General features: G+C 48.2%; 22 protein-coding genes. 6 read left to right on the top strand and 16 right to left on the bottom strand.

The window, feature by feature from the left end:
• Positions 1-6: 6 nt before the first annotated feature.
• The 4 genes from AC2TDN_RS11755 to AC2TDN_RS11740 all read right to left on the bottom strand — a co-directional run bounded on the left by AC2TDN_RS11755 (position 7) and on the right by AC2TDN_RS11740 (position 2,908).
• Complete coding sequence (locus AC2TDN_RS11755) at positions 7-954, bottom strand: ABC transporter substrate-binding protein (protein ID WP_484688124.1); 948 nt, start codon at positions 952-954, stop codon at positions 7-9.
• A 29-nt stretch (positions 955-983) separates the two neighbouring features.
• Positions 984-1,634 carry an ABC transporter permease gene (locus tag AC2TDN_RS11750; protein ID WP_482066004.1) on the bottom strand — a complete coding sequence of 217 codons (651 nt, stop codon included), beginning with the start codon at positions 1,632-1,634 and terminating at the stop codon, positions 984-986.
• Positions 1,631-1,816: a hypothetical protein gene (locus AC2TDN_RS11745; RefSeq protein WP_482066005.1), complete on the bottom strand. Its 186-nt coding sequence runs from the start codon at positions 1,814-1,816 to the stop codon at positions 1,631-1,633. Before AC2TDN_RS11745 ends, AC2TDN_RS11750 begins: the two co-directional genes overlap by 4 nt.
• A 255-nt stretch (positions 1,817-2,071) precedes the next feature.
• On the bottom strand, positions 2,072-2,908 hold the full coding sequence (locus AC2TDN_RS11740; protein ID WP_484688123.1) for a DUF427 domain-containing protein: 837 nt from the start codon (positions 2,906-2,908) through the stop codon (positions 2,072-2,074).
• A 310-nt stretch (positions 2,909-3,218) separates the two neighbouring features.
• On the opposite strand from AC2TDN_RS11740, the gene AC2TDN_RS11735 reads away from it, so the two are divergent.
• Positions 3,219-3,737 carry a GNAT family N-acetyltransferase gene (locus AC2TDN_RS11735; RefSeq protein ID WP_484688122.1) on the top strand — a complete coding sequence of 173 codons (519 nt, stop codon included), beginning with the start codon at positions 3,219-3,221 and terminating at the stop codon, positions 3,735-3,737.
• Positions 3,738-3,855: 118 nt separating this feature from the next.
• On the opposite strand, the gene AC2TDN_RS11730 is transcribed toward AC2TDN_RS11735, so the two are convergent.
• From AC2TDN_RS11730 to cls, 6 genes are all read right to left on the bottom strand, one after another.
• A complete protein-coding gene (locus tag AC2TDN_RS11730) occupies positions 3,856-4,530 on the bottom strand; it encodes a DUF559 domain-containing protein (RefSeq protein WP_484688121.1) in 675 nt (224 codons plus the stop codon).
• A 1,166-nt stretch (positions 4,531-5,696) separates the two neighbouring features.
• Positions 5,697-7,151 carry a catalase gene (locus AC2TDN_RS11725; RefSeq protein WP_484688120.1) on the bottom strand — a complete coding sequence of 485 codons (1,455 nt, stop codon included), beginning with the start codon at positions 7,149-7,151 and terminating at the stop codon, positions 5,697-5,699.
• Between the two features lie 177 nt (positions 7,152-7,328).
• Complete coding sequence (locus AC2TDN_RS11720) at positions 7,329-8,222, bottom strand: winged helix-turn-helix transcriptional regulator (RefSeq protein WP_484688119.1); 894 nt, start codon at positions 8,220-8,222, stop codon at positions 7,329-7,331.
• Positions 8,201-8,593 carry a Fur family transcriptional regulator gene (locus AC2TDN_RS11715; RefSeq protein ID WP_482066012.1) on the bottom strand — a complete coding sequence of 131 codons (393 nt, stop codon included), beginning with the start codon at positions 8,591-8,593 and terminating at the stop codon, positions 8,201-8,203. The genes AC2TDN_RS11720 and AC2TDN_RS11715 overlap by 22 nt, the downstream gene beginning before the upstream one ends.
• A 252-nt stretch (positions 8,594-8,845) precedes the next feature.
• Positions 8,846-9,100 (bottom strand): hypothetical protein, encoded by a 255-nt coding sequence (locus tag AC2TDN_RS11710; RefSeq protein WP_484688118.1) that lies wholly within the window; start codon positions 9,098-9,100, stop codon positions 8,846-8,848.
• Between the two features lie 51 nt (positions 9,101-9,151).
• Positions 9,152-10,600: a cardiolipin synthase gene (gene cls / locus AC2TDN_RS11705; RefSeq protein WP_484688117.1), complete on the bottom strand. Its 1,449-nt coding sequence runs from the start codon at positions 10,598-10,600 to the stop codon at positions 9,152-9,154.
• 226 nt (positions 10,601-10,826) lie between these two features.
• Between cls and AC2TDN_RS11700 the strand changes: the two genes are divergently transcribed.
• A complete protein-coding gene (locus AC2TDN_RS11700; protein ID WP_482066014.1) occupies positions 10,827-12,143 on the top strand; it encodes a deoxyguanosinetriphosphate triphosphohydrolase family protein in 1,317 nt (438 codons plus the stop codon).
• Between the two features lie 8 nt (positions 12,144-12,151).
• Here AC2TDN_RS11700 and AC2TDN_RS11695 read toward each other — a convergent pair whose 3' ends face one another.
• Entirely contained in the window at positions 12,152-13,123 is a 972-nt protein-coding gene (locus AC2TDN_RS11695; protein ID WP_484688116.1) for a nucleoside hydrolase, read from the bottom strand.
• 72 nt (positions 13,124-13,195) lie between these two features.
• On the opposite strand from AC2TDN_RS11695, the gene AC2TDN_RS11690 reads away from it, so the two are divergent.
• The gene (locus tag AC2TDN_RS11690; RefSeq protein ID WP_183562818.1) at positions 13,196-13,351 is read left to right on the top strand and encodes a DUF1540 domain-containing protein; all 156 of its coding nucleotides are present in this window, start codon (positions 13,196-13,198) and stop codon (positions 13,349-13,351) included.
• A 90-nt stretch (positions 13,352-13,441) separates the two neighbouring features.
• On the opposite strand, the gene AC2TDN_RS11685 is transcribed toward AC2TDN_RS11690, so the two are convergent.
• Positions 13,442-14,329, bottom strand: a complete 888-nt coding sequence (locus AC2TDN_RS11685) for a M15 family metallopeptidase (protein ID WP_484688115.1) — start codon at positions 14,327-14,329, stop codon at positions 13,442-13,444.
• A 341-nt stretch (positions 14,330-14,670) separates the two neighbouring features.
• On the opposite strand from AC2TDN_RS11685, the gene AC2TDN_RS11680 reads away from it, so the two are divergent.
• On the top strand, positions 14,671-16,533 hold the full coding sequence (locus AC2TDN_RS11680) for an LTA synthase family protein (protein WP_484688114.1): 1,863 nt from the start codon (positions 14,671-14,673) through the stop codon (positions 16,531-16,533).
• A gap of 73 nt (positions 16,534-16,606) precedes the next feature.
• On the opposite strand, the gene bcp is transcribed toward AC2TDN_RS11680, so the two are convergent.
• Together bcp and AC2TDN_RS11670 are read right to left on the bottom strand one after the other, a co-directional pair.
• Positions 16,607-17,077 (bottom strand): thioredoxin-dependent thiol peroxidase, encoded by a 471-nt coding sequence (gene bcp, locus AC2TDN_RS11675; RefSeq protein WP_484688113.1) that lies wholly within the window; start codon positions 17,075-17,077, stop codon positions 16,607-16,609.
• A 13-nt stretch (positions 17,078-17,090) separates the two neighbouring features.
• Complete coding sequence (locus AC2TDN_RS11670; protein WP_484688112.1) at positions 17,091-17,771, bottom strand: VOC family protein; 681 nt, start codon at positions 17,769-17,771, stop codon at positions 17,091-17,093.
• A gap of 371 nt (positions 17,772-18,142) precedes the next feature.
• Here AC2TDN_RS11670 and AC2TDN_RS11665 point away from each other — a divergent pair, with 371 nt between their 5' ends.
• Positions 18,143-18,718 carry a PadR family transcriptional regulator gene (locus AC2TDN_RS11665; RefSeq protein WP_484688111.1) on the top strand — a complete coding sequence of 192 codons (576 nt, stop codon included), beginning with the start codon at positions 18,143-18,145 and terminating at the stop codon, positions 18,716-18,718.
• A 103-nt stretch (positions 18,719-18,821) separates the two neighbouring features.
• On the opposite strand, the gene AC2TDN_RS11660 is transcribed toward AC2TDN_RS11665, so the two are convergent.
• Together AC2TDN_RS11660 and AC2TDN_RS11655 are read right to left on the bottom strand one after the other, a co-directional pair.
• The gene (locus tag AC2TDN_RS11660) at positions 18,822-22,037 is read right to left on the bottom strand and encodes an MMPL family transporter (protein WP_484688110.1); all 3,216 of its coding nucleotides are present in this window, start codon (positions 22,035-22,037) and stop codon (positions 18,822-18,824) included.
• A 27-nt stretch (positions 22,038-22,064) separates the two neighbouring features.
• Positions 22,065-22,505, bottom strand: coding sequence for a MarR family winged helix-turn-helix transcriptional regulator (locus AC2TDN_RS11655; RefSeq protein ID WP_482066022.1), 441 nt, complete (start codon positions 22,503-22,505; stop codon positions 22,065-22,067).
• Positions 22,506-22,812: 307 nt separating this feature from the next.
• Here AC2TDN_RS11655 and AC2TDN_RS11650 point away from each other — a divergent pair, with 307 nt between their 5' ends.
• Positions 22,813-25,449, top strand: a complete 2,637-nt coding sequence (locus AC2TDN_RS11650) for a putative bifunctional diguanylate cyclase/phosphodiesterase (RefSeq protein ID WP_484688109.1) — start codon at positions 22,813-22,815, stop codon at positions 25,447-25,449.
• Positions 25,450-25,471 lie beyond the last annotated feature (22 nt).

Genomic DNA, 25,471 nt, shown 5'->3' with positions numbered 1-25,471 from the left:
AATTTGTTATTTTTCAAGCAATCCGTTAGCTGTCAGCCACTCTTTAGCAACATCCAGTGCTGGTCTTTGCTTTAATTCCACTTCACCATTTAATTTCTGCATTTCTGCATCTGTAATTTTTCCGGAAAGCTTATTCAGCACTTCTTCCAGCTCTGGGTGATCCTTCAGCACTTCGTCACGAACGATCGGTATCGCGTAGTACGGTAGAAAAACATGCTTATCATCTTCAAGCACGACAATTGGCTTCACTGTAATTTGGCTGTCAGTCGTGTATAGAATCATCGAATCAATCAGCTTCTGCTCAATGGCTTGATAAGCGAGCCCATGATTTTGAATCGTTTTGATTTCTTTGAATTTCGGATTGTAGGTTTCAAGTATCGGAGGCCAAGCGTCAGGACGGTTAATGAATTCCTCGCTCGCGCCAAAGGTCAGCTCGCCGGATTTCTCAGCCAATTGGCTGGTCGTCTTAATGCCGTATTTCTCCGCTTGATCCTTATGCAGGCCGAAAGCATATGTGTTGTTGAAGCCAATCGGGTCCAGCACCGTTAGCTGGTTCTTCTCTTTAAGCTCGCTTTTCACCTTATCATAAGCCTTCTGAGGATCAAACTCCGGTTCTGCTTTAAGAAAATTGATGAGTGCTGTTCCAGTGTACTCTGCATATACATCCACCTTGCCCTCCTGTATAGCGCCCCAAAGCAAGGAGTTGTCAAGCGTCTCTACATTTGCCTTCAGCTTCGTGTCATTCTCAATGAGCAGCTTGAACGCATTCGCCAAAATATCCGATTCGGCAAATCCTTTGGTTGCGATGTTTATCGTGCTTGATTTGCCTGAGCCTGAAGACGAGCATCCGCTCATCACGGCAATCAATAGTGCCGCTGCCCCCAAAGCGATCGTCTTGCGCAGCGAATATTTCCCCCTGCTGTCGTTGCCTGCTGTCCATTTTCTTATGTACATTCTCTTCTTCCCCTTCCGTAATTTCCCTTTTATGTTTTGTTTTGCTGCCGCAAGCCCTTAGGCGTTAAGCGATGGTTAATCAGCAACAGCAGCAAATTAACAACGATGACAAGCAATGAAACTGGAATGGCCCCCGCTAAAATAACATTCGTATTGATCATCGAGATGCCCCTCGTAATGATATCGCCAAGCCCGCCTGCTGCTATATAAGTAGCTATCGTAGCCAAGCTGATCGTCTGTACCGCCACAACGCGAACGCCTGCCATTATAAAGCTGCGTGCGATTGGAAGCTGAACCATCCTCAAAATTTGCCAGCGCGTCATACCCATTCCTGTGCCGGCTTCAATTAACGCCGGAGTAACGCCGGATATACCCACATACGTATTTTGCAGAATAGGAAGCAGCGCGTAGAGCGTCAAGGCGATTATGGCAGGCTTGGTGCCAATGCCCACCAGAGGAATCATAAAGCCGAACAAAGCGAGGCTTGGTATGGTCTGAATAACAGACACAACCGTTATGATGCCATTGGCTAGCTTCTTGTGCGTCGTCAGATAAATGCCGATCGGAATAGCGACGAGGCAGGCGATAATCACTGAAATGAGCGACAGCTCCATATGCTCGATCGTCTTTTGCAAAATATGCTCCCAGTCCGCTTTGACCGTGTTCCAGAATTGATTCATGCAAGCATCTCCTCCTTGTTAAACTGATTCCCAAACGCCTCGATCAAGCTCGTTTGCTTGATTTCGCCGAGATGAAGCGCATCGACTGCGATGAGGTCATGTGCGGAATCGTCGTTTTCCAGCATGAATCCCGCGCCATAATTTTCACTTGCCTGCTTGAACTCCACGGCAGCTTCGCTCATCCCCATCCATCCCTTCTAAAAAATAAAAGGCCCCACTTTCCCCTAAAGGAAAATGAGACCTCCTAGCGTAAGGTTGACCTCAAACATTATTAACATATGATAACCAATGACAATATCGCAATAATAGTATAGGCATTATCCGTTGTCAATTATTATTTATACTAATCCTATAGGAATTAAGTGTTTAAATGAAAATATAAAAAAAGACCTCCTGTTTACAGGTCAGTCATCCCTAGCTATGCCATGTATTTCGGGCTATCGCTTAATTTCGCTCGCATTAAAAAAGTCTAGCGCAGAGCGGTACCAGCTTGGCTTCTCTTCCTTCACTCCGTCTACAAAAATAGCGTCTACCCGTTCATTGTAAAAGGAATGCAGGTTAGCGATTTTCGGTATTTCCGGAATCGGATTCGGATAGCTCCATAAAATATTTTCATACGACTGGCCGTTGATGTCAGCAGATAAATAGGCAGCCGTCCCTTTGTAAGGGCAGCTCGTCTGCAGGTTTGATTCGGTGAAGTACTCCTGACGAATATCCTCGATAGGCAGGTAGTAGCGCACAGGCACACCCGTTTCAAAAACGATAACCGGCCGCTTGCTCTCCGCTACCGTCACGCCGTTCAGCACGACCTTAATATGACGGGAACTGGCGATAGCGTCCACCCGCTTGTACGGATCGCGAGGATGAACAAAAATTTCTTCCTCTTCCTCCAGCCATTTGTCGACTTTATCCCAGTAAAAAGCGACATATCCGCGCAGCGCTTCACTCTGAGGAATCGGGTTCTGGTAGCCCCACACCGCATTTTCAATCAAGCGGTCGCCTACTTGGATGCTCCAGTACGAGGCGTCTCCCTTCAAAGGGCAATGGGTTTGATGCCCGGAGGGCACCAGCAAATCCTTGCGGACTTCCGATTCCGGAAAATAATAGACCGGCAAATGCCCCCGTTCATGCAGCGTCAATACGGATTTGCTGTCTGCAATGGTCACTCCTCCGACCTGTACGCGAACCCAACGGGGATTCAGCTCCGCTTTTACATTTTTCTTCGACGTATCCGCCACCTGACAGGATTGCTGCTCCGTTTCATGAAGACTCATCCAATTCCCTCCCTAATAATATCAACTATAGATAATTAATTATCACTATTACATAATATCATCGTGTTTTTCATTTCTCAACAGTTATTCAGATAAAACCAATAGGAATTTAAGTATATAGATTCTGAAATTAAAAAAGCGCCTCACGAGCCGCCTTGCGACCGTGAAACGCCATTCCTCTTCGTGCTCTACTGCCTCATACACAACTTGAATAACGAAAATATTTTTTTATGTTTATGCAGCTGCTATATATCGGTATAATACAAAAAAAGAAATCATTGTTGATTATTCGTGGAAAGGTGGGGACTTTATGCTGGCGAGTGTCGTATTAGTTAAACCGGTATTGGGATTAAAAGAAGCTTATTTGTCCTTTTATCAGGAGTGGTTGGATAGCGGAGAAAACATTGTTCCATGGGTGGTCAGCATAGACCCAACTGATTTTCCAGGCATGCTGCAAACTCTGCTTGCTAACGAGAAAGGCGAGAATTTGCCCGTGGGCTGGGTGCCTGACTCTACCTTTTGGCTTGTAGCTGAGGACGAACGGATCGTTGGAGCCGTGAACATTCGACATGCGCTTACCGAGAAGCTGATGAATAGCGGTGGTCATATTGGCTACGGCATTCGCCCATCCGAGAGAGGCAAGGGCTATGCGACAAAGCTATTGGCGCTAGCGTTAGAGGAAGCGCGGCTGCTAGGAATCCACAAGGCTCTTGTCGTATGCGACGAGAGCAATATCGCCTCGGAGAGAACGATTATCCGCAATGGCGGCGTGCAGGACAGCTCGTTCGTGGAGGAAAACGGAAACGTCATTAAGAGATATTGGATCTAATTCAGGTGCAGACTTCATCAACTTGATAGAATCTACGCGGTCGAGCTTGGTAACCCCGCATAATTTAAGCCGAATTTTAAACAGTTTTATACTAGCAAGCTAGTCGAACGGTATTCTCCTAGTCATCTAAGTAACGAAAGAAATCATGAACAAGCTCATATCGGACAATCCGTTCACTATTGCCGCGATAATAGGGCAGCAGCCAGCCCTTGGCACATAGCTTTTGCAGAAGGATAACCGCCGTTTTGTGGTCTATTTCAAAATGCCGCTCCACGTCCTTTGGCCGAATGGGTTCAGCACGCTGAATGGCAAGCCGAATAATTTCTTTCTCCGCAAGCAGGGCGCGCGAGATTGGCGATTGTCCGGATTGATACCTGCTTATCACCATGCGAAGCATCGTCATGCAAAGTTCAGGATTTTTCTCTACGTCATCGTAAGCGAAAGAGATAACATGATAGCCCATCGCGTGCAGGAAAGCTTCCCGGTTTAGTTCGTTGCTGTACTTTTGCCGATCCATGTCGCGTACATGCGAAGCAAAACCCTTGATTTCAAAAATCAATTTCACCCTCCCTGGAAGCCAGGCAAAATCGGCAAAATATGATCTCCCACGCCAGTCCAACACCTCATACTCAGGATGCAGATGCTGAAAGTCCCCGCGAAGTGGCCACCACACATTGCGCAAAAACAACGATTCGGCGTGTCCATGACCTCTCTCCAATCTGCCCCGGCGTTCTCCCGACCTATTGTCGATATGATTCTGAATAAAGGCGCGATGCGCCTCTTCATATCCCATTTGCATACATCCTCTCTCTCTCGAAAATAGAAAACGCCCCGCTATCACTCACCTAGGAGTGTTAACGGGACGTTCTTCGTCTCTTGCCTCTGATTATAGGACAACTTGCTGGACAAGGCCAGTCCTAGTTTAAAATTGTTTTAATACCTTCACACTTTTCGAACTGACTTCATACGTCAACTTTCTCCAAACACTTGTGCTGCACCAAAATGCTCGTAAGTCGCCACTGCCAAACACACTAACCATTTCGTCAACTACTAGGCATTTCCACCTTCTCTGGGATCCAACACCCGCTGCCTCTCAATGCCACATTGAGCTGATTTATCGAATGACATTCGATTGGTCCTGATATTACAACTAATTGATATAGAGCTCGTCGGATTGATTCGAATGCGATTCAACCTGGACCATCACCGACTGCAAACCCACGGCAGCTATACCAAAATGTGCCATAATTTCCTGACTCGAATGATTTAACTGGAATTTCTCCCTCTAAATCATACGATTTTCGAAGGAAATCACACTTAACAGGAATTTCTCCTGTTAATTTTTAGCAGAAGCCTTCGAAACGGCCATTTTCGATAAATTAACGGGAGTTTTTCCTGTTATTGGTCGATATCTAGCCGCAGACACGTAATTAGAGGGAGTTTTTCCTGTTAATTGGTATGGTATCGGGTTACAGGCACGTCGTTCGTGGGTTAGTGGTGCAATAACGGGTCACAAACATGCATCTAGCGAGAGGTCTTCCTGTAACAGTCACGATATCGGGGCACAGACACGGCGTTTGTGGGTCAGTGGTGCAATATCGGGTCACAAACTCGGCCACTTATTGCTGGCGTTGAACCGATGCGGCTTAGGCCTATCGGCGGAAAAGGGCTTTAGTGCTTCGCGAGTCAATTACCGTAGGGAACGAGACTATAGAGGATGGCGAGTCAGGCAAAAGAGGACACTTTATTCAGCACATGTTGCCCATTAGAGTGCCCTTCTTCTTATAAAAGCCGATATGATTGCAAGGAAGCGACAGCATGCCTTCAATCGACAAGAAAGCCAATACATTTTTTAGCAAATGGACCGTCCCATGCTTCTGATGCTCTTCCACTATACGCTGAACACTGCCCAATAAACGCATAAAAGGGGAGGCACAAGTCATGCTTCCCCTAATTGCATTATCCCCTCGGGATAAACTTGCTTATATCAACATCAAGTGCTTGCGAGAGCTTCATGCCAAACGTCCGGTCGGCGCGGAAAAAGTTGCAGATAGCGCGGAGCCTAATATCATCATTCGTTTGCTTCAGCTCACCAACCACGTTGGCAATAAGATTCGCCTGCAGCTCCTCCGGCAAAGAGCGGTAGCGCTCCCCTGCTTGGGTGAAGTCGTCGGTTTTGTCGATCTGTTGGCGTCCAGCCGAGCCTTGAAGAGGAACATAGGAATCTGCGTAAGCTGGCGCCTCCTTCGGGCTTTCTGAGGAGCTGTTAGGCTCGTAATTGACTGAAGACGGGTTAGCCTGCATCGTCATCGCGCCATCCCTCTGATGGTTGCGCACTGGCGCATAAGGACAGTTCACCGGAATATGCAGGTAGTTCGCGCCCAAGCGGTAACGCTGCGTGTCCGGATAGGAGAATAAACGACCCTGCAGCAGCTTGTCCTCAGACGGCTCGATGCCTGGCACTAACGCGCTAGGCGAGAAGGCCGACTGCTCCACCTCTGCAAAATAGTTGACCGGATTGCGATTTAATGTCATTGTTCCTACCTTTTGCAGCGGATACATATCCTCCGGCCACACCTTCGTTGGATCCAGCGGATCGAATGCATACCGCTCTACATGGTCAACCGGCATCAACTGCACGTGAAGCTCCCACTCGGGAAAGTTGCCAAGCTCGATCGCATCATGAAGGTCGCGTGTCGCATGGTTAAAATCTTTGCCCTGCATCTCGCTTGCCTCGGCCGCCGTAAAGTTGCGTACCCCTTGCAGTGACTTCCATTGATATTTGACATAGGTTGGCTTGCCCGCATCGTTTATCCATTTGAAGGCATGTACGCCAAAGCCGTCCATTTCGCGGTAAGTGGCAGGCGTCCCGTCATCCGAAAACAGCCAAGTCAGCATATGAGTGGATTCCGGCGATAGCGTCATGAAATCCCAGTAGCGTGCGGGATCTTGGATATTTGTATTTGGCGCAGGCTTCAAGGAATGAACCATATCAGGAAACTTCATTGCATCGCGGATAAAAAAGACCGGCAAATGGTTGCCTACAATATCGTAATTGCCTTCCTGCGTATAAAATTTAACCGCAAAGCCGCGCGGATCACGCGCCGTCTCCGGTGAGCCCGTTCCGTTGATTACGGTCGAAAACCGTACGAACACCGGTGTTTCCACACCAGCCTCCTGCATAAAATGAGCCTTCGTGTAATTCTTCATGCTAACCTCTGCACGGAACACGCCGTGTGCGCCTGCCCCTCTTGCATGCACGACGCGCTCGGGTATGCGCTCCCGATCAAAATGTGCCAGCTTCTCTAGCAGATGGTAATCCTCTAATAATGCGGGTCCGCGCTGTCCTGCCGTTCGTGAGCTTTGATTATCGCCTACAGGCGTTCCTAGATTGGTCGTTAGGTCGTTTTCCATGATAGCACCTCATCGATAGTTTGTGTATTTAGACTTGATCTAAATCTTTAAACCAATCATATCGAATCCGTGCTGGACTGTCATGAAAACACTATGAATAATCAATGAACGTTTCATGAAGTCAGCCAGCCTCCCCGCCGCATCAAGCAACAATGAGGAGTTCCATGTTCCGAGTGCTTATCGGTCGCGTAGATCCGCAAGCCGGTAGCCTGTGCCGCGCACTGTCACAATATATTTTGGCGTTACGGCGCTGTCCTTTAGTTTTTTGCGCAAGCTCTTAATATGCGCGTCAACCAGGTTGCTGCCGCCATAGAATTGCAAACCCCATACCGTATCTAGCAACGACTCCCGCGTGAGGACAGAGCCGTCCGAGGATATGAAATGGAGCAGCAAATCATATTCCGTCTTCGTGAGCTCGATGCGCTGTCCGTCGCGATCCACTGTCATTTTCTTCAGATCGACCGTTATATCCTTGAACGAGCGAATATCGTCCGTTGCTGCCTTGGCAGCGCCACTCGGCCGATTCAGCAGCATGCGGTTGATTTGCTTGACCGCTTGCTCCGGCTTAGCCGGCCACACTAGCAGCTCCGCTGCTCCAAGGGCGAATGTGCCGCGCGTATCATAGGACTTCTGATCCAATAAAATCAGGACAGGAACGGCATGCATATCGGCAGATTCCAGCAATTCCGCTCCTGCCTGCAGCGTATTGCCGCTTGCCGCATGCACAACCGGAATCGCATCATAAACAAGCAGCTCCGGCTGAAGGCTTTGCAGCATGCTTTTGTTGAAATCATGCAGCGAAAACACGTCAAAGCATTCGGACGACAACGCCACGAGCAAGCTTTTGACCCGTTCGGGCAGCGGGCTAATAATCATGACTCGCTGGGTGAGCGAGCAAAGCATTCCGTTTTGAAGCAGGTCTTCCTCCGAAAGGCTTGCGGCCTCGTTCTGATCAGAGGAAGCTCCCGCTTTCAAGGAGGATTCATCTGCCGCGATGGATGCATTGCTTTGCTCTAAGGAAGCCAGCCTTTCCCTTGAAGCCTCGTCTTTTATGATTGCTTCGTCGCGCATGATTCGCAAACCCCCTCTAATACAACCTGAGCATGTTCAATTGTATACTTCGTCGCAAGCGCTACATTCTGCAGCCATTCGCTTGGCAATTCGACAAGAACCTCATCCACCCGGCCGCACACCGTGCACACAATGTGCTGATGCTCGTCGGTCCGTGCATCATACCGGCTTACCGCCTCGCCCAGCTTGAGCTCACTAATAAGTCCTGCATCGGTCAAATAGCGCAGCGAATTGTACACTGTTCCGTAGGCAAAGTTGAAGCCTTTCGCGCGCAGCCGATCAATGACGTCCGCCGCCGTAGGGTGATCTACAGCATGCTGCACCACTTCCAATATCGCTTTACGCTGTATCGTTAAGTTAATTTTGTTCATAAGAACATCAATCCTTCTAGTAATGATTTTAGACTAAGTATAAATTCATATGCATAATTGGTCAACCTCGATAGCTTCTGCGCGTGCCCTAAACACTCTGAACCGTCAGCTAGTTTTGTTTTGAAAGCGGTGCAATTTTTTTGTCGAATTAAATAATCTGAATATTTACAAAATTCAAATAATGATGTATACTGAGCCTATCTTAACCGAAAGGGGATATGCCATTTAAGTAGATTAGCGAAGCATGTCTTATTAAATCGGGAAGGAGTACCGAAGCAAATATTGGACATGCGGGGACAATAGTGAAAGTGCTGCAAACGACCCTTTGGATGAGAAGTACTTATTGAAGGAAAGGATTTGAAACAAATCGAAAGGATGTTGATCGAGGTCAAGAAGGATAGGATCGAAGTCGATAAGGTTTGTAACAAATTCGAAAGGACAAAGAAGAATCAAGGCAAGCAGCGGATTGGAGCGTTTGAATAAATTGAATAGTAGTTTTCCAAGCACGTGAAGGGCTTCTGGTTATCATAGATAAGCAGAAGCCCTTCTTACGTCTGTCTACAGGATTGGACTGAGCAGTCTGGAGATCGATTCCTTGAAACGATTCATGAGCGGACGCTTGCCATAAATTTCAGGCGTAAGCTTCGTACAGCTTTTCATATCCGTCTCGAAAATCCGTTGCAGCTTAGCCGCCGTCTGCGTATCATAGATAAATGCATTCATCTCAAAATTCAGCTTGAAGCTTCGGATATCGAGATTGGCTGTTCCAACAGATGCGACCTTGCCATCGATGACCAGCGTTTTCGCATGAAGGAACCCTTTCTCGTACAAATAGCATTTGACCCCGCCTGCGAGAAGCTCGCCCAAATAGGAATGAGTCGCCCAATAAACGAAGAAATGATCCGGCTTGCTCGGCAGCATGATGCGCACATCGACTCCGGACATGGACGCAATCTTCAGCGCTGTCATTAAGCTTTCATCCGGTACAAAATAAGGCGTTTGCAGGCAAATCGTCTCTTTCGCGGCATAGATCATTTTGATATACGCATCCTTGATTTGCTGATATTCAGTATCCGGTCCGCTTGCGACCAGCTGCATGCCAATCGTGCCAATATCATCGCTCATGATCGGAAAATACAAATCATTCAAAATGATTTTTCCGGAAGCAGCCAGATTCCAGTCCATTAGAAACTGCGCCTGCATTTGCAGCACCGCATTGCCCTGCACCCTCAAATGCGTATCTCTCCATTCGCCGAAATGCTTGTTCAACCCCAAATATTCGTCACCGATATTAAATCCGCCAATATATCCGACCTGACCATCAATAATAACGAGCTTGCGATGATTGCGATAATTGATTTTCAAATTCAGATATGGAATTCGCGATGGGAAAAAAGCCGCTTCCCGGCCTCCGGCCGCGATCAGCTCTTGAAAATACCGCTTCGGCAAGCTGGAGCTTCCAATATGGTCATACAAAAACTTAACCTCAACGCCTTCTGCCGCCTTCTTAGCTAGCGCTTTCACCAGTCTTCTGCCAAGCTCATCGTCGCGGACAATATAATACACAAGATGGATATGATGCTGAGCAGCTTCGATATCCTTAAGCAGCGCGTCGAACTTTTGATTGCCCTCGGTGTAGATCTCAACCGCATTGTTGCTCGTGAATACCGCATAGCTCGTTTTCAGGTTCATATAGATCATATCCTGATAGCTGTGCATCGCCGGATCATGAAATGAGATTTCACCGTCGCGGAGTTGGCGCATCTGTCTCTCTATCGTATGCTCGATAATGCGCTGGCTGTCGCCGAGGAGCTTATAAAGCTTTCTTTTGCGTACCTTCTGCCCCAATATTAAATACAAGACAAACCCGAAAACGGGGATAAAGAAAAGAACCATTAGCCAAGCCCATGTCGTACTCGCATTGCGTCTTTCGAGAAAAATGACGGTAACCGCCAAAAAAATGTTAAGAATCATAATCATTGCGTATGCGTTTTGCATAATGGCCATTCGTATAATAAGCACCTCAATCTGATATAAAAGCTAATGCGATCATACTCCAAGCAAGGTGTATGTTCAAGCTTCATAATATGCTACAATTCAAGCAGAAAAGCCTAACGCTTCATTAAAGAGAATAAAGATTCACCCTACTTTAAAAATAAGCCATAAACATTAGGCTGAAACAATAGTCTCATTTCTTTTAATAAAACGCATAAATGGTACTGGAGGGACAACGATGGACATACGCAAATTTAGGCTCGACGAGAAAGCGCTCAGTACCTATAGTGAAGAGCGCGACGAATATGAGCGGGATTATGCAAGGCTCATACAATCCCCTGCCTTTCGCCGCCTGCAAGGTAAATCGCAGGTATTTGGCGCAGGTACGGGCGACTATTACCGGACAAGATTAACCCATTCGCTGGAAGTTTCCCAAATCGCGCGCGAGGTTGCACGCAGGCTGGGCAAGCAATACGGCTTCCTATCCCGCAAAGAGCATCCGGGACTCGTATTGGACCCCGCGGTCGTAGAGATTGCTGCGCTTGCCCATGATCTCGGCCATCCGCCGTTTGGACATAAAGGCGAGGAAGTGCTTAATCATCTGCTTATGGGGGAATACGGCATTCCTTACGAGGGCAATGCCCAAAACTTTCGGATCTTGATGTTTCTGGAGAAGCGCGCAGGAAGCGGAAGCGGCCTTGATTTGACCGCAGCCGTCTTGCTCGCCATTAATAAGTATCCGTTCAGTCTTGATGAGCCCGGACGGCTCAAAGGCTTATACCGTTCCGAATGGGGAGAAATCGAGCAAATTCGCCAGTCCTGGAAAATGCCGATCGGCTGCTCGACGCTGGAAGCCCAGCTTATGGATCTATGCGATGACATCGCTTATTCGACACATGACATCGAGGACGGCATCCGTGCCGGCAAAATTCAAATGAACCACGCCTTCTTCGAGGACAGCAGGCTCATTGACCATGTCGTTCAAGAAATTGTAGAGGACAAGGTCAATAACGGCATCGGCTGGGACGAGGTCGACATTTCCGCCATGGTTAAACGTGTGCTCGTCTCTTATTTCCAGCAATGGGAATCGCTATATGTTAGCTGCGAGCGCGAGCCCTCCCGCACGAGACGGGAAATGAAAGCGCGCTGGGTCAGCCTGTTCGCAGGCAAGGTTGGCATTATTGACGATACTTCTCGCGGCTGGAAGAAGGTCACGTTCGTCAACAACGGACAGCAGGATATCGAATTGCTGCGGACGATGGAAATATTGAAGAAGCTGGCATGGGTGACGCTCATCAAGGATTTCCGCGTTCAGCGTCTGCAAATGCGCAGCGAGATTATGGTCCGCAGGCTGTGGGACAGCTTTAAGGTGCCCGACTCCGGCCGTCTCATCATTCCGCCGGACTGGATCGAGAATTATGAGCTCCATAAGAACAAGTGGAGCTGGCCGCGCTTTGTGGCGGATTATATTTCAGGCATGACTGACGCCTACGCCGAGAAGGTCTATGCCGAGCTTTACGCCAGCAAATCCGGCTCGATTTATGAGATGGATTAACATCGCTTCTAGTCCTGTTCTACATTCACACTAACCGCGCCTGCGGACAAATCCGTAATGTAATCAAAGAAACGAACCGGATCTACGTCATAGACGAGGCTAACCGGACGGCCATCCGCACGCTCTACCGTTCGGCCTTGGCTAGGACCATCCTTAATGACGCCGCTATTCACCGTCTTAATCTCTACCAGTTCGGGATTGCCAACGACAGCCGTCGTAAGCACATCCCATAGATAATAGGTCGAATTGGTTTCCATGTAGACAAGTGGAGGACATGCCGCATAGCATTGCCCAACAAAGTCCAGACCCTCGTGCTTCCGAAGCGAAGCCCAGCGATTGCGAACGTCCATCGTAAGAGGAACCTTATTCGTGCTCTCCAGCGCGACAAGCAGAATCGGTATGCTGCTTGCCCATACGCGGTTCACAGCTTCCGGGTCCCAGAAGGCGTTCCATTCCGCTGTACCGTCATGCTCAGGCTCTTGGACGTTGCCCCGTTCATTAAATGTGCCGCCCATCCAGACGAGCTTCTCGATCTTCGCCTCCACGTCCGGCGCTTCATCCAAAGCTCTTGCCAGATCGGTAAGCGGACCGGTAAACAGCAAGGTCACCTTCTCGTCGGAGCCGCGAATCTGCTCGATCATATGTTGATGCGCCGGCAGCGCCGCAACCTTCGTGCGAATCGTGCCCGACTCATTCAAAATAGGGAGCGCGTCTACAAAAAACGTATGCATCCGCCACTCAGCGGGGAATGGATTTACGCCGCGCGAATTCGACCTTGCGACCTCGATCTCCCCCGTCTTCGCCGGGTTGCCGAAGCGATCGATGATTTTTCGGCTAGCCTTCTCGCCAGGCTCCAAATAGCCGTCAGCTGGAATAACCGATACGCCAAGCAGCTCAACATCTTTCATTTGCAGCAAAAGAAATAACGACACCAGATCATCCACACCAGCATCATGATTGAAATAAAGCTTCATTCCCATACGAATCCGTCCTCTCAGCGTATAAAACGATATATCGTTTGTCCATCCTATAAATAAGGAGGTGATTGGTCAATGGCTAAGGATGTGCTTTGCGAAGTGAATTCATGCAAGTTCTGGGCAGCAGGAAATCACTGCGCAGCCTCTTCGATTTATGTTGTCAGCAACCGTGGCAAGCAAGCCAGCAACTCCGAGGAAACAGATTGCAAAACGTTTGAACCAAAGATCTAACGAATGGCTTTATCAATAGAAAGCAGCGCAAGCACACGGAGCTAACTAAGTTTCAGCTACAGATATCGCTTGCGCTGCTGCTATTGCTTCTTATTTTGCAACCGGAACCGCGTCAAAATACTCCTCAAGCGTCTCTCCGCTCTTCACAATCTTGACTGCCAAATCCTTGCCTACATAACGAAGATGCCAGGGCTCGTATTGGTAGCCCGTAATTACTTCCTTACCCTCCGGGTAGCGGATAATAAATCCGTAATCATGAGCATGCTGCTCAAGCCACAGCGCTTCCTTTGTATCCGCAAAACAATCAACCGCCGCGCATTTGCCGTCACTGCCGGACACGTCGATCGCCAGGCCCGTCTCATGCTCGCTCGTTCCAGGAAAAGCGCTGTAGGTTCTCGCCTTCTCCAGACCGTCTCTCTCCACATAGCGCTCAAACAGCGTCTTTTGCGTGCTGTGCGAGCGATAAGCGGAAACGCCTGCCAGCAGGATGCTGTTATCCTCGGCCGCGCCAAACATCTTCTCAAGCGCCTCAGCCGCCTCTTGCCTCATTTTACGCTTGTCCACTTTTTCGGAAAATATAAAACGTACGTCCGGATATACTAAATCTGAAGGGTTATATTCCTCAGGGAGCTTATGCTGCTTATTGACGAGCACCGTCATTTCCTCAGGCTGCGCGATAACAGCCATTCCATCCTCAGTCTGCTCATCTTTTCCAGCTCCAGCGTCATCGCTCGGCTTATCTGTCGGCGAAGTATTGGTAGCCGAATCTGTGTCCGAATCGCCGTTAGCAGCATCGCCATCTGGCTCAGCACCGGCATTGCCAGAAACTTCCCCGCCGCTTTCAACCGTTCCATTTCCAGCAGCCTGCTTCGCCGGCAGCGTTTCCGAATCACCGGTTTTCAGAAAAGAGTAACCAATGACCATGGCGGTGCATACCATAACGAACAAAAGCAGCCTACTTCTTCTTCTTTTTTTCATGTTAAGCCTCCAGCGAATTTTTTACATATATTTCATGTAATTATACTTGTATTCATGCTATCTCTAATAGCAGCTAACTAATAGACTACTAAAACCGAAGTAATGTTTCAATCAAATAGCTTGGTAATCATGTAACCATATAGAAATAGAACAAAAACATGTATGAACTGCTTATTTGATTATTATGAGATTGGGCATGAAGGAGCCTTTTGCCTTTTGACATTCGACTATAATTAGGAGCATAATGGGATAAGAATTTACAGAACGCATATATTTTATTATGAGCTTGCTGGCTGACTCGGAGAGAAGGCCTGTTTTTGCTGTGAAAGGTAGGCGGTTATATGACATTTTTAACACCCAAACGACTGCTAAGCACTCGTCCCATCCTGTTTTTCTCGTTTATCATGCTGCTCAAGAGCTACCTGGCTTGGTTGGTTATTTTCGAGGATGGGTTTTCTTGGACCACGATTTTAAAAGAAATTCCGTTTGTACTGATCGTGTACTGCCTCATTGAGTATTTTGCATCCAAGCGCAAGCTTATTTACTATTTGATAGCGAATCTATTGATGACTCTCATCCTATTCGCCGTCATTATGTATTATAAGTATTATGGCGTCATCGTGACTTATCTCGCGCTAGAGCAGGTCAATCAGGTAACGGCGGTCAAAAACAGCGTATTCTCGCTGATGGACCCTTACTATCTGCTAATCTTTATCGACATCATTATTATGGCGGTTGTATTGTTTCGCCCAAAGAGGGCGATTAATTGGAAGAAAGCCAGCTCCCGCAAGGAGAGCAAACGACTCGTTGTTGCCCTGTTTACCATTTCAATTGCGCTTTGCTTATTCAATATTTTGCCAAATCGTGCCAGCATGAATGAGATCGTTAAAGCGGAGCAAATGGGTATTCTCAATTACGAGGCTTATATGATTTTCAAAAATAAAGATATTGATTTCGTCGATCCAAACCATATTACACAAACCAAAATCGATAGCGTCAAAAAAATTGAGCAGCCGGCAGCACCGCAGCTATGGAAGACGGCAGCCGGTAAAAACGTCATTATCATTCAAATGGAATCGTTCCAAAACTTCCTCGTCAACCTAAAAATCGACGGGAAAGAAATTACGCCGAACATTAACAAGCTCGTGAATGAAAACTATTATTTCAAGCATTTCTATCAGCAGGTCGGCCAGGGCAACACCTCCGACGCTGAGTTCGTCGTCAACACATCCTTCTACATCCCTCCGCGCGGCGCGGCAACGATGATCTACGCCGATAAAGAGCTTCCAAGCCTGCCGAAAATTCTCAAGGCAAATGGCTATGACACAACAACATTCCATACGAATGTCGTTGAGTTCTGGAACCGCGGCGAGCTTTACAAGGCGCTTGGTTTCGACCGCTATTATGATCAGAAGTTTTTTGGCGATGAAGATGCCGTATTTTTCGGAGCCTCTGATGAGCATCTTTATAAGAAAACAGCAGCCGAAATGGACCGCATGAGCCAAAACGGCAAGCCGTTCTACTCGCACGTCATTTCAATGACATCACATCATCCGTATACGATCCCTGCGGATAAATACAAAATAACGCTTCCGGACCGTTATGAGAATACTTTTGTCGGCGACTATATCCGCGCCCAAAACTATGCCGACTACGCGCTTGGCGCGTTCATTGCCGATTTGAAGGAACGCGGCATTTGGGATAACAGTCTGATATTGCTCTACGGCGATCATCTCGGCCTTCCGATTTACTCGCTGGACCGTGATGACAAAGACCTTATGGCTGAAATTTACGGGCATGAATACGGCTATACCGATATGATCAATATCCCGCTTGTTGTCGCATCGACAGGTGTAACAGAAGGAAAAGTATTCGATCAGCTCGGCGGTCAGGTAGATATTTTGCCAACGATTGCGAATATGCTCGGCATTTCCTTGGATGATCATATCCACTTTGGCCAAGATTTGTTCAATCAATCCTATAACGTGCTCCCACAGCGTTATTATCTCCCATCCGGCTCATTCTTAAGCAGCAAAGAGCTGTTTATGTCCGGCAGCGGATACGAGGACGGCAAGCATTACTCGTTAGCCGGCGATGGCATCAAGGAGCAGGAGGCAACCGAGGATGAGTACCAGCGTGCGCTGGAACTGCTCAATCTCTCCGACAGCTACGTAAGCCAGTTGCCAAGCTGGAAGAAACAATAAGCGAACGATAAAAGGCTCACCTTGAAGCGCGATACGCTGCATCAGGGTGAGCCTTCTTTTATGTCGCAATCATTTAGATGCTTTTTACCGCCTCAAGCACTTCCTTGACATGTCCGTCTACGCTCACACTGCGCCATTCCTTTGCAAGCTTGCCCTGCTCATCAATTAAGAAGGTAGAGCGCTCGATTCCCATAAACTCCTCGCCGTTCCAGCTGCGCAGCTTCCATACGCCAAACAGCTCTGAAAGAGAATGCTCTGTATCCGACAGCAGCAGAAACGGCAGCTCATGCATACCCACGAACTCCTCATGCGAAGCCAAATCATCGGGACTAATGCCGATAACCGCTGCGTTGTTTGTCCCGAATTCACCGTTAAAGTCGCGGAAATCGCAGGATTCCGTTGTGCAGCCAGGCGTCATATCGCGCGGGTAAAAATAAATAACGAGCTTCTTGCCTGCATAATCAGCCAGCTCTACATCCTTGCCGTTTGATGCTTGCAGCTTGAAATTTGGAACGAGATCACCTATTTTTAATTGCTCTCCCATTACGCATGCTCCTCTAATTTATATTTTCAATCGTCAAACCGTGTTCATTCTTGCTCAAATACAGCTCTCCTGCCTCGCGTACGGTAACCCGCACTGGGAAGCTCTCTGCCGTTTTGTTCGAGAAATGCCATCTTCTCCCCACCGCTACAACCAATAACAAGCCGTTATGATCACCGATCGAATAAAATCTATCATTAAACGTCGAATATGTCATTAGGCCAAGCCTACCCAAATTTTCCACCACAGCAGGAACGTCCTGAGTCGGAACGCCAATCTCGCTGATGCAAATGATGTCCTGCTTCGGATCGAACGGCCGCTCTACGCTATTGTCCATCGTGTGGCGAGCGATCAGCTCCAAAATATTGCCGGCGGGGTCTTCAAAATAAATACCATGTGAATTCCACGATTCACTGTACGACACGTCCTCGCCTTCCTCCGTACTAAGGGGAATCATCGCCTCAATCCATGCTTTTGCCTCAGGCAGCTTGTTCTCCGAAATGGTAAAAGCAAAATGGTAATAATGCTCCTCATCGCTGCGATGACCTTTCTCTTGAAACGTCAGCTCGCTCCAGCCAGCCTGCACCGTAAAGCTGCCTTTCCCTGCGCGAATAACCGGAAATCCAAGAACATCGCTGTAGAAGGGCTGAAGGCTTGCCGCGTTTGCCGTTATTAGCACTAGCTTTTCAATAATCATTTTACACCTCATTATGTACATAATACAAAGTGGCTTGCGATACAAATGCTTTGACCTCTTCTTCCAGCTGTTAGGCTGGATAGTCAAGCAAGAAGTCAGGGATACTGCGTGTATACGCCCAGCTTCACGTGAGAGAAGATTTTTTTGTTACAGGTTAACACCTTAAATGCGACATGTTCGCTCACATCCTTCGTTTTTTCATATTATTTTATAAATTGTAAATAATAATAATTATCATTGTCAATGCTGTAAGAGAGGCAACTGATTGTTAAGTATTGCAAATTACATGAGCCTCGCCGGTTAGATCAGCCGGTTAGGCATGAGCTAGTCCTGCGTTGCACTCTATGATAAAGACCGAGGTGACTCAAAAGATGGATCAAGTCAACAAAGACGAGCGCCGTGACTTCGGCAAGCGATATTTTAGCCGCGGCGGTGTCAAATTTGCTCTGTTAAAGCTTCTTGAGCAAGAGCCTATGCATGGCTATCAGATGATAAAAGCAATAGAGGAGCAATCAGGCGGCATGTATAGCCCAAGCGCAGGCTCCATTTATCCCACGCTGCAATTGCTCGTAGAACGCGGCTTTGCAGCTGTTATGGACGAGGACGGCGGGAAAAAGGTGTATATGATTACCGAACAAGGCCGCTCCGCGATACCTTTGCTTCCTCATACAACGAAAGATGATGCTGCTCGGAATGGCCGTTATGCACCTAAGGCCGAGCCGTTTCGAAATGATAAAATCCGTCTCAAGCTCGGACTTTCGAACGAATCTTATCATCTGCTTCAATTGGTGAAACAAGCCGAGCAGGAAGCATCCGCCAGCATGGAGCGCAAGGAGAAGCTGCAGCGTCTGCTGAGCGATCAGCATCAGCAGCTTAACGCGTTTTTGGCTGCGAGCGAGCAAGACTCGCCCGCAGCATCGCACGAGGCCCTGCTTGCTAAAAAATGAACTTGGAAAAGCCGCTGCATGGTTATACGTGCAAGATAACAAAAAGGGATCACCTTTAAAGTCTTTGCTTAGACTTTAGGCGATCCCTCTTTAAATTTAACGATTAATGCGTTGAATCATGCGAGACAAGGTGGCCCTTAAGCTTTTGACCGTCATGAACGTGATTGTCTTGCTCAGCGTCCTGCTTGCGCGGCATGAACGGCCACCAGTTGGCTGGTCCGAACGTGCGCACCATTACTGGAATGAACAATGGAAGCATCAGGAGTGCGTACATGAACAGCCCGCACAGCACGATCGTCGCGATTTGCAAGAGCGACATGACGCCTGAAGGCAGCATTGCGGCGAACGTTCCGCCAAGAATAACAGCTGCTGACATAATGACTGTACCCATATTTTTCATCGCTTCCAGTATGGCTTCCTGCGGCGACAGATGACGGTATTCCTTAAAGCGGTCCATCAAGAAAATACTGTAGTCGATTCCGAGCGCCACCAGCATGACAAAGCCGAAGAACGGCACTGCCCAGCTTATGCCCGACTGTCCAAGCAGCCTTACGAATATAACCTCCGCAATCGCCATCGAGGAATAGAACGTAACGAGCAGCGATGCGATCATATACAGCGGCATTACGATGGAACGGAACAGGATGATCAGAATGATCGATATCCCGATCAGCATCAGAATAACGGTACGCGAGTAATCGGCGTTCGAGATGTTGCTTAAATCATGGTTCATGCTCGTTACGCCGCCGATAGCAACCTGCGCACCTCTGTAATCCGTGCCTTGAATGGCACGGTTCACGGCCGCTTCAAGCCCATCAATCTGAGCCATCGTATCTTGGGAATACGGATTGCCGCTAAATACGACATCGAATTTCGCCGTTTGGCGGTCTTCTGACATATAAACATTAAGCGCAGTTTGGAATTCCTCGTTCGCAATGGCTTCCTCTGGAATATACCAGCCCGTCATTTGCTTATTAGGCGATCCGGCAAGACCGTTCAAGTAACCGCCGGCTGAGGTCAGCCCTTCCGTCACCTGCGATAAGCCGTCAACGCTTTGATCAAGCCCGCTCGTAAGCTCGCCGAGCTGATCATTTAACGATGCGAAGCCCGCCTGCAGCTCCTTCTGGCCATCCGACAGCTCATTAAAGCCCTGCGTTACGCTTGGCAGCTTCGAGACGATTTGACCTTGGCCTGCCGCTGCCTGCGCGATTCCCTTCTGAAGCTCCGCAAGTCCAGCAGCCAGCTTGCCTAGACCTGAAGCTAGCGCGGATTGCCCTTCCGATGCTTGCAATAATCCGGCACTCGCTTGCGTCATGCCTGCGGATAGGCCTGAAAGCTGTTCATTCAGCTGCGACAGCTGCCCGCTAATGCCTGCTGCTCCCGCTTGCAGCTGTCCAAGCGTACTAAGCGCTTGCTTAAATGTCTCATCGTTTTGCAGCTCTGGATAGCTCTCTTGCAGGCCAGATAGGCTCTGCTCTACGCCTGATAGACCGTCAGCCAGCTTCGCCTGCTCCGATGCGATGGCGCTATAAGCACCCGTCAACTGACCAAGACCTCCGCCTAGCTGCTCATAGCTGCTTAGCAATTTGCGGCTTGCGCCAGCCAGCTGCTCTGCGCTAGTTTGTGCCTGCTTTAGACCTTCGCTAAGCTCCCCGGCACCTATTGAACCATCCTTCAGCCCCTGCTGAATTTGCTTCAGCCCAGCGCCTAGCTGTACGATACCCGCTTTCAGCTCTTTCGTACCTTCGACAAGCTGACCAGCTCCATCCACCGCTTCATTCAGCTTCGGGGCATTTTCGCTTAGCGCGCTGCTTGCCTCGGAGAGACCGTCCCCGATTTTGCCTAACCCTTCACCGCTCTGGCCAAGACCGTCCTCTAGCGTAACGACTTGATCGGATACGAGAAATTGCTCCATCACATCGCCTGTCGGACGAGTGGCGCTGCGAACAGCCTTGACGCCAGTCGTATTCGCAAGCTCGCGGCTCACTTGCTCCAAGGCTGCCAGCCCCTCAGGCGTATCCAGCGGCTTGTCGGTTTTGACAATGACCGTTGTCGGCAATGAATCGCCAGGCCCGAAGCTATCCGAAATAATATTAAATGCCTTGACTGAATCATATTTGTCGCCAATCTCATCAAGCGAGTTGAATGAGATCGTACCTTTGTAAGCGGTCAGGAAAGGAATGATGATAACCGCCAAAATAATGAGCGCCCACACGGGCCGTTTCAATGAAAATTTACCGACTGTGCCCCATAGCTTGCTAGGCTTATGCTCCAAAGAACCCTTCGCCGGCCAAAACAGCTTCGTGCCGAGCACCGCCATAAAAAACGGCACGATCGTAAACAACGCGATCAGTAGAACCGCTACCCCGACTGCAACGGCCACCGCCGAGCGGTACAGCATAAACGTCGAGAAGCCAATAGCCGCAAAGCCGACAAGCACCGCTAAACCGGAAAATAATACGGTTTTGCCCGCTGTTCGGTAGGTCTGGATAATCGCTTCCGTCTTGTTGCCGCCGCTATGAGTCAGCTCTTCTTTAAAGCGGCTTATGAGCAGGATGCAGTAGTCCGTTCCAATCCCGAACAATACGGCAACGAGAAATATTTGCGTAAAGTTAGAGAGCGGAAAGTCAAAGTAATCGACTAAGAATGCAATAATGGATTGCGTAGTTAAGTAAGTGAAACCGACCGTAACAAGCGGTACGAGGGGCGCTACCGCCGAACGGAATACGACGAACAGGATAACCAAAATAAAGCCAAGCGTAATGAACTCCGTTTTCTTAAGCCCTTCTTGAGAGCTCTGCACGACATCCTCCGAGATGATCCAATTGCCTGTGTAATAATGCTCCACCTTCACATCGGAGATCGCCTCATATAGACCGTTGCGGAGCTCAACAAGCTCGCTGTCGCCTGCCTCGACATTGACGAGCGCAAGGACAGTGCTTCCATCCTTCGATACCATCTGCTTTTCCAGCTCTTTGGTATCAAAGTGGGTCGTGACAGAAAGAACGCCGATGGCCTCCCCTTCGCTCTTCAACTTATCGATGCCGCTCTTCACATCGGTCAAATCAGCGTCTGATAAGCCGCCCTCCTTGTGAAAAACAAGCACGGTCGCCATGCCGCTGCTAGATCCGGCGCCGTCATTCACTCCGATTTCCGCTTCCAGCTCGCTAGCTATAGTCGATGAATAACCATCAGGAACGAATACCTGCCCCTTCGTGCGAACAAGCTCCTCCATGTTTGGCGCGCTGAGCATCAAGCCTGCCGCAGCAACCAGCCATAATGCGAGTACGACCCATCTTAATTTCAGTACGGTTCTCATCTCTTTAGTCCCTCCAATAAAATAGTACTAAGATTGCATCATTTTCCTCGCAAGCTTCTCGAATGTCGTAATAAAATCAAGCGCTTCTTTCTCGTCAAAATGGGTTATATATTGGGCTAGCAGCACTTGAATCTTTTCCTCCATCCCGTCGCATACCCGGTAGCCTTCCTCGGTAAGCGCCAAATAAATGACGCGGCGATCCTTCTCGTCAGGCAGCCTTTGAATCAAGTTTTTGACGAATAATCGGTTAATAATCGCGGTAATTGAACTCTTGCCTACGCAAAATATATCTGCCAGCTCGGAAGAGGTGCTCTTATCTCGCGTTCGCAAATACCGCATGACAGTAAATTGGTCAACGGTCAGATCTTGCGGCATTAACTCACGGATCATCGCGTTTAGTCTACGATTAACGACAAAGTTGGCGGCCTCATAGCGATCGATGATTTGTTTTAATAACGCTCGATCCACACAGGTGTCCTCCTTCAAGCGCAGTCATGAAATGACCGCTAAATTAATTCTATTATAGAATAGTTTCACAATAGAACTATATCAGACAAATATACCCAAATCAACGCTTCAATTATGAAAAGTTCGTGAACATATTTTGGAAATAAATTCGGTAATAAGCAATCTTGTCGGCAGCTGCATAAGGAAAAAAGGATTATAGCTGATACTGTCGAATATTAGGGAAAATGAGTGGTGCACCGTATCTTTTGAGAAAGAGGATGTCCACGCCTACTAACAATCGTTTTTGTCACACTTCAGGAGGCCGCAGGTGAGCAAACCATTCGATCAGCCACGCAACAAACAAATGACGATTGTTTTCGCATTTGCCATATGCATGCTTCTTGCATTAGCGGCCGAATCGAACCATTTTCATTTTTTGTATGGCATTACCTTTTCATTTACGAGCTTGTTCGTACTTCTTGGCATGCGCCTATTCGGCTTTTGGCCAGGGCTCTTGAACGCTGCAGTTGTCCTCGCCTTCGGCACGCTGCTGCATGAACAGCTTGCCTCCCATTTCATCCTATTCCTTGAAGCAGCAATAGTTGGACTGCTCCTCCGTAAATATAAGAACCAGCTGTTCGGGCTTGATGTTGGGTTCTGGCTCCTAGTCGGAATTCCTTCCATCTATTGTTTTTACATAACCGAATCTACGCTTGGCTCAAATGATTTGCTGCTTATAGCAAGCATTGTCGCTCTGAACAGCATGATCAATGCCTTATTTGCCGAGATGATCTATCAATATATGCCTTTGCCAAAATGGAGCGGCATCTCCTTCGAAATGCGCCGCCCTAATTCATTCAGCAAGGTGCTGTTCCATTTCTCGATCGGAATTGTTTTCGTTTCTTTTTTACTCAATATATTTATGAACAGCTTAAGCTCCTTAAAGGAAGTTAGCCTGTACGCCGAGCGGCTCTCCTCTGCTGAAGCAGGGCGCGTCTTGGAGGCATGGGCTAATTGGTCGCTGCCAAGCACCCGCATGCTCGTGCCGGAGCATATCAGCTTTTTTCAATACTTGCTCGAAAGCACACCCGCGGACATGCGGATTGCAGTGACGAATTCAGCGCATAAAATCGTTGCATCCAACCATTCGAGCGATATCGGTCAAATACTCAACATTTCCAAAGGCAGCAAAATAAAGCCGATAAGCCCCAAATTCGGTATAGCCATACCTAATGGAAAAAAGAAATCAATACACCGTCAAACATGGCATGATGGATATTTCGTATATACAGAGACAATCGTTGCAGATCAATGGTTATTAAACATTCAGATTCCGATCAAAAATTATCAAAACTACTTGTTCTCCAAATATTTTACTCATTTCGTTTATTTGATCGGACTCGCCGCCTTTACCGCAATCGTAGTCTTTTTGATTAATCGCTGGCTCTCGCGCGGCTTAACGCAGCTAGCCGCTGCGACAACGAATCTACCGCTGAAGCTAAAGGAAATGAATACGATAGAATGGCCCGCCAGCAGTATCGTGGAAGTTCACTCGTTAACTACGAATTTCAAGCATATGTCGACCAACCTTGTTCATATGTTCCAAGAATCGCAAAAAAATAACGAGCGGCTTGAAGCGCAGGCCTTCATGCTTCAACAATCGGAGGAGCGGCTGCATCAGCTAGCCTACTTCGACATGCTGACCGGTCTGCCGAATCGGCTGCAGTTCTCGAAGAATATTCAAGATATGTTCGCCAATCACGCCAATATAAATAAATCGATCGCCGTTATGTACACGGATATCAATCGGTTTAAGCAAATTAATGATACGCTCGGCCATGCCGTTGGGGATATATTGCTGCAAAAGGCAGCCGATCGCTTCGAGGGGGCAGTCATCGGCAATTGCTCGGTCTTTCGATTGGGCGGCGATGAATTCGTCATCGCAGGATATTATGAGAATGAGGCTGAGCTTGCTCGTTACGCTCAAGCGGTCGTCGATTCGTTCAACGAGCCCTTTGTCATCGATGAAGCCTTGCTCTACTTGACCGTAAGTGTTGGCATAAGCGTATATCCGAGAGATGGCGACGATATGGATACCATTATCCGCAACGCCGATATCGCGATGTACAATGCCAAGGAGCAAGGGGACGGCTGCTATCGTTTCTTTATGCCAAATCTCGTCTCTGCGATGACAGAGAGGATGCAGCTCGAAAACGGCTTATACAATGCGCTTAAAGAAAAACAATTCTACCTGCACTACCAGCCGAAAATGAATGCTGCTACCGGTGAGCTGTGCGGCATCGAAGCGCTCATACGCTGGAAGCATCCAGAGCTTGGCATGATATCGCCAGATAAGTTTATTCCGCTCGCAGAGCAGTCCGGCTTTATTCTGGATATTGACAGCTGGGTATTCCGCGAGGCCTGCCGTCAAAACAAAACGTGGCAGGATGCAGGCTTGCAGCGCATATGCGTTTCTGTAAACATATCAGCAAGACATTTTTACCAGGGCCAATTGTCAGAGATGATTGTTAGGGCGTTAAAGGATACCGGTCTGGAGCCGCAATACGTCAGTCTGGAAATTACGGAGGGCGTATTCATGCGAAACCTGGATCAAGTCATCGAGACGATTCTGTTTCTGCGAGGGCTTGGCATCCAAATTTCAATAGATGATTTCGGAACGGGCTACTCCTCCTTGAATCAGCTGCAGCGTTTGCCGATTTCAGACGTGAAGCTCGATCGCTCCTTTATTCAAGGCATTGTGGATGACGAGAAAAAATCGTCCATCGTCAAAGCGATTATCGAGCTCGTACATAGCATGAACATGAGGGTAGTAGCGGAAGGCGTTGAGACAGCAGCCGAATCGCAGTTCTGTACCGATCTGAACTGCGATGAGCTGCAGGGCTATTTATTCAGCAAGCCGCTGCCGCCGCAGGAGCTTGCGCTTATGCTTAAAAAGACCAGCTGATGCAGAAATCAAGCAGCATGCA

The organism is Paenibacillus sp. Y660, assembly GCF_057221575.1.
This window is presented reverse-complemented; position numbering and strand designations above follow the sequence as displayed.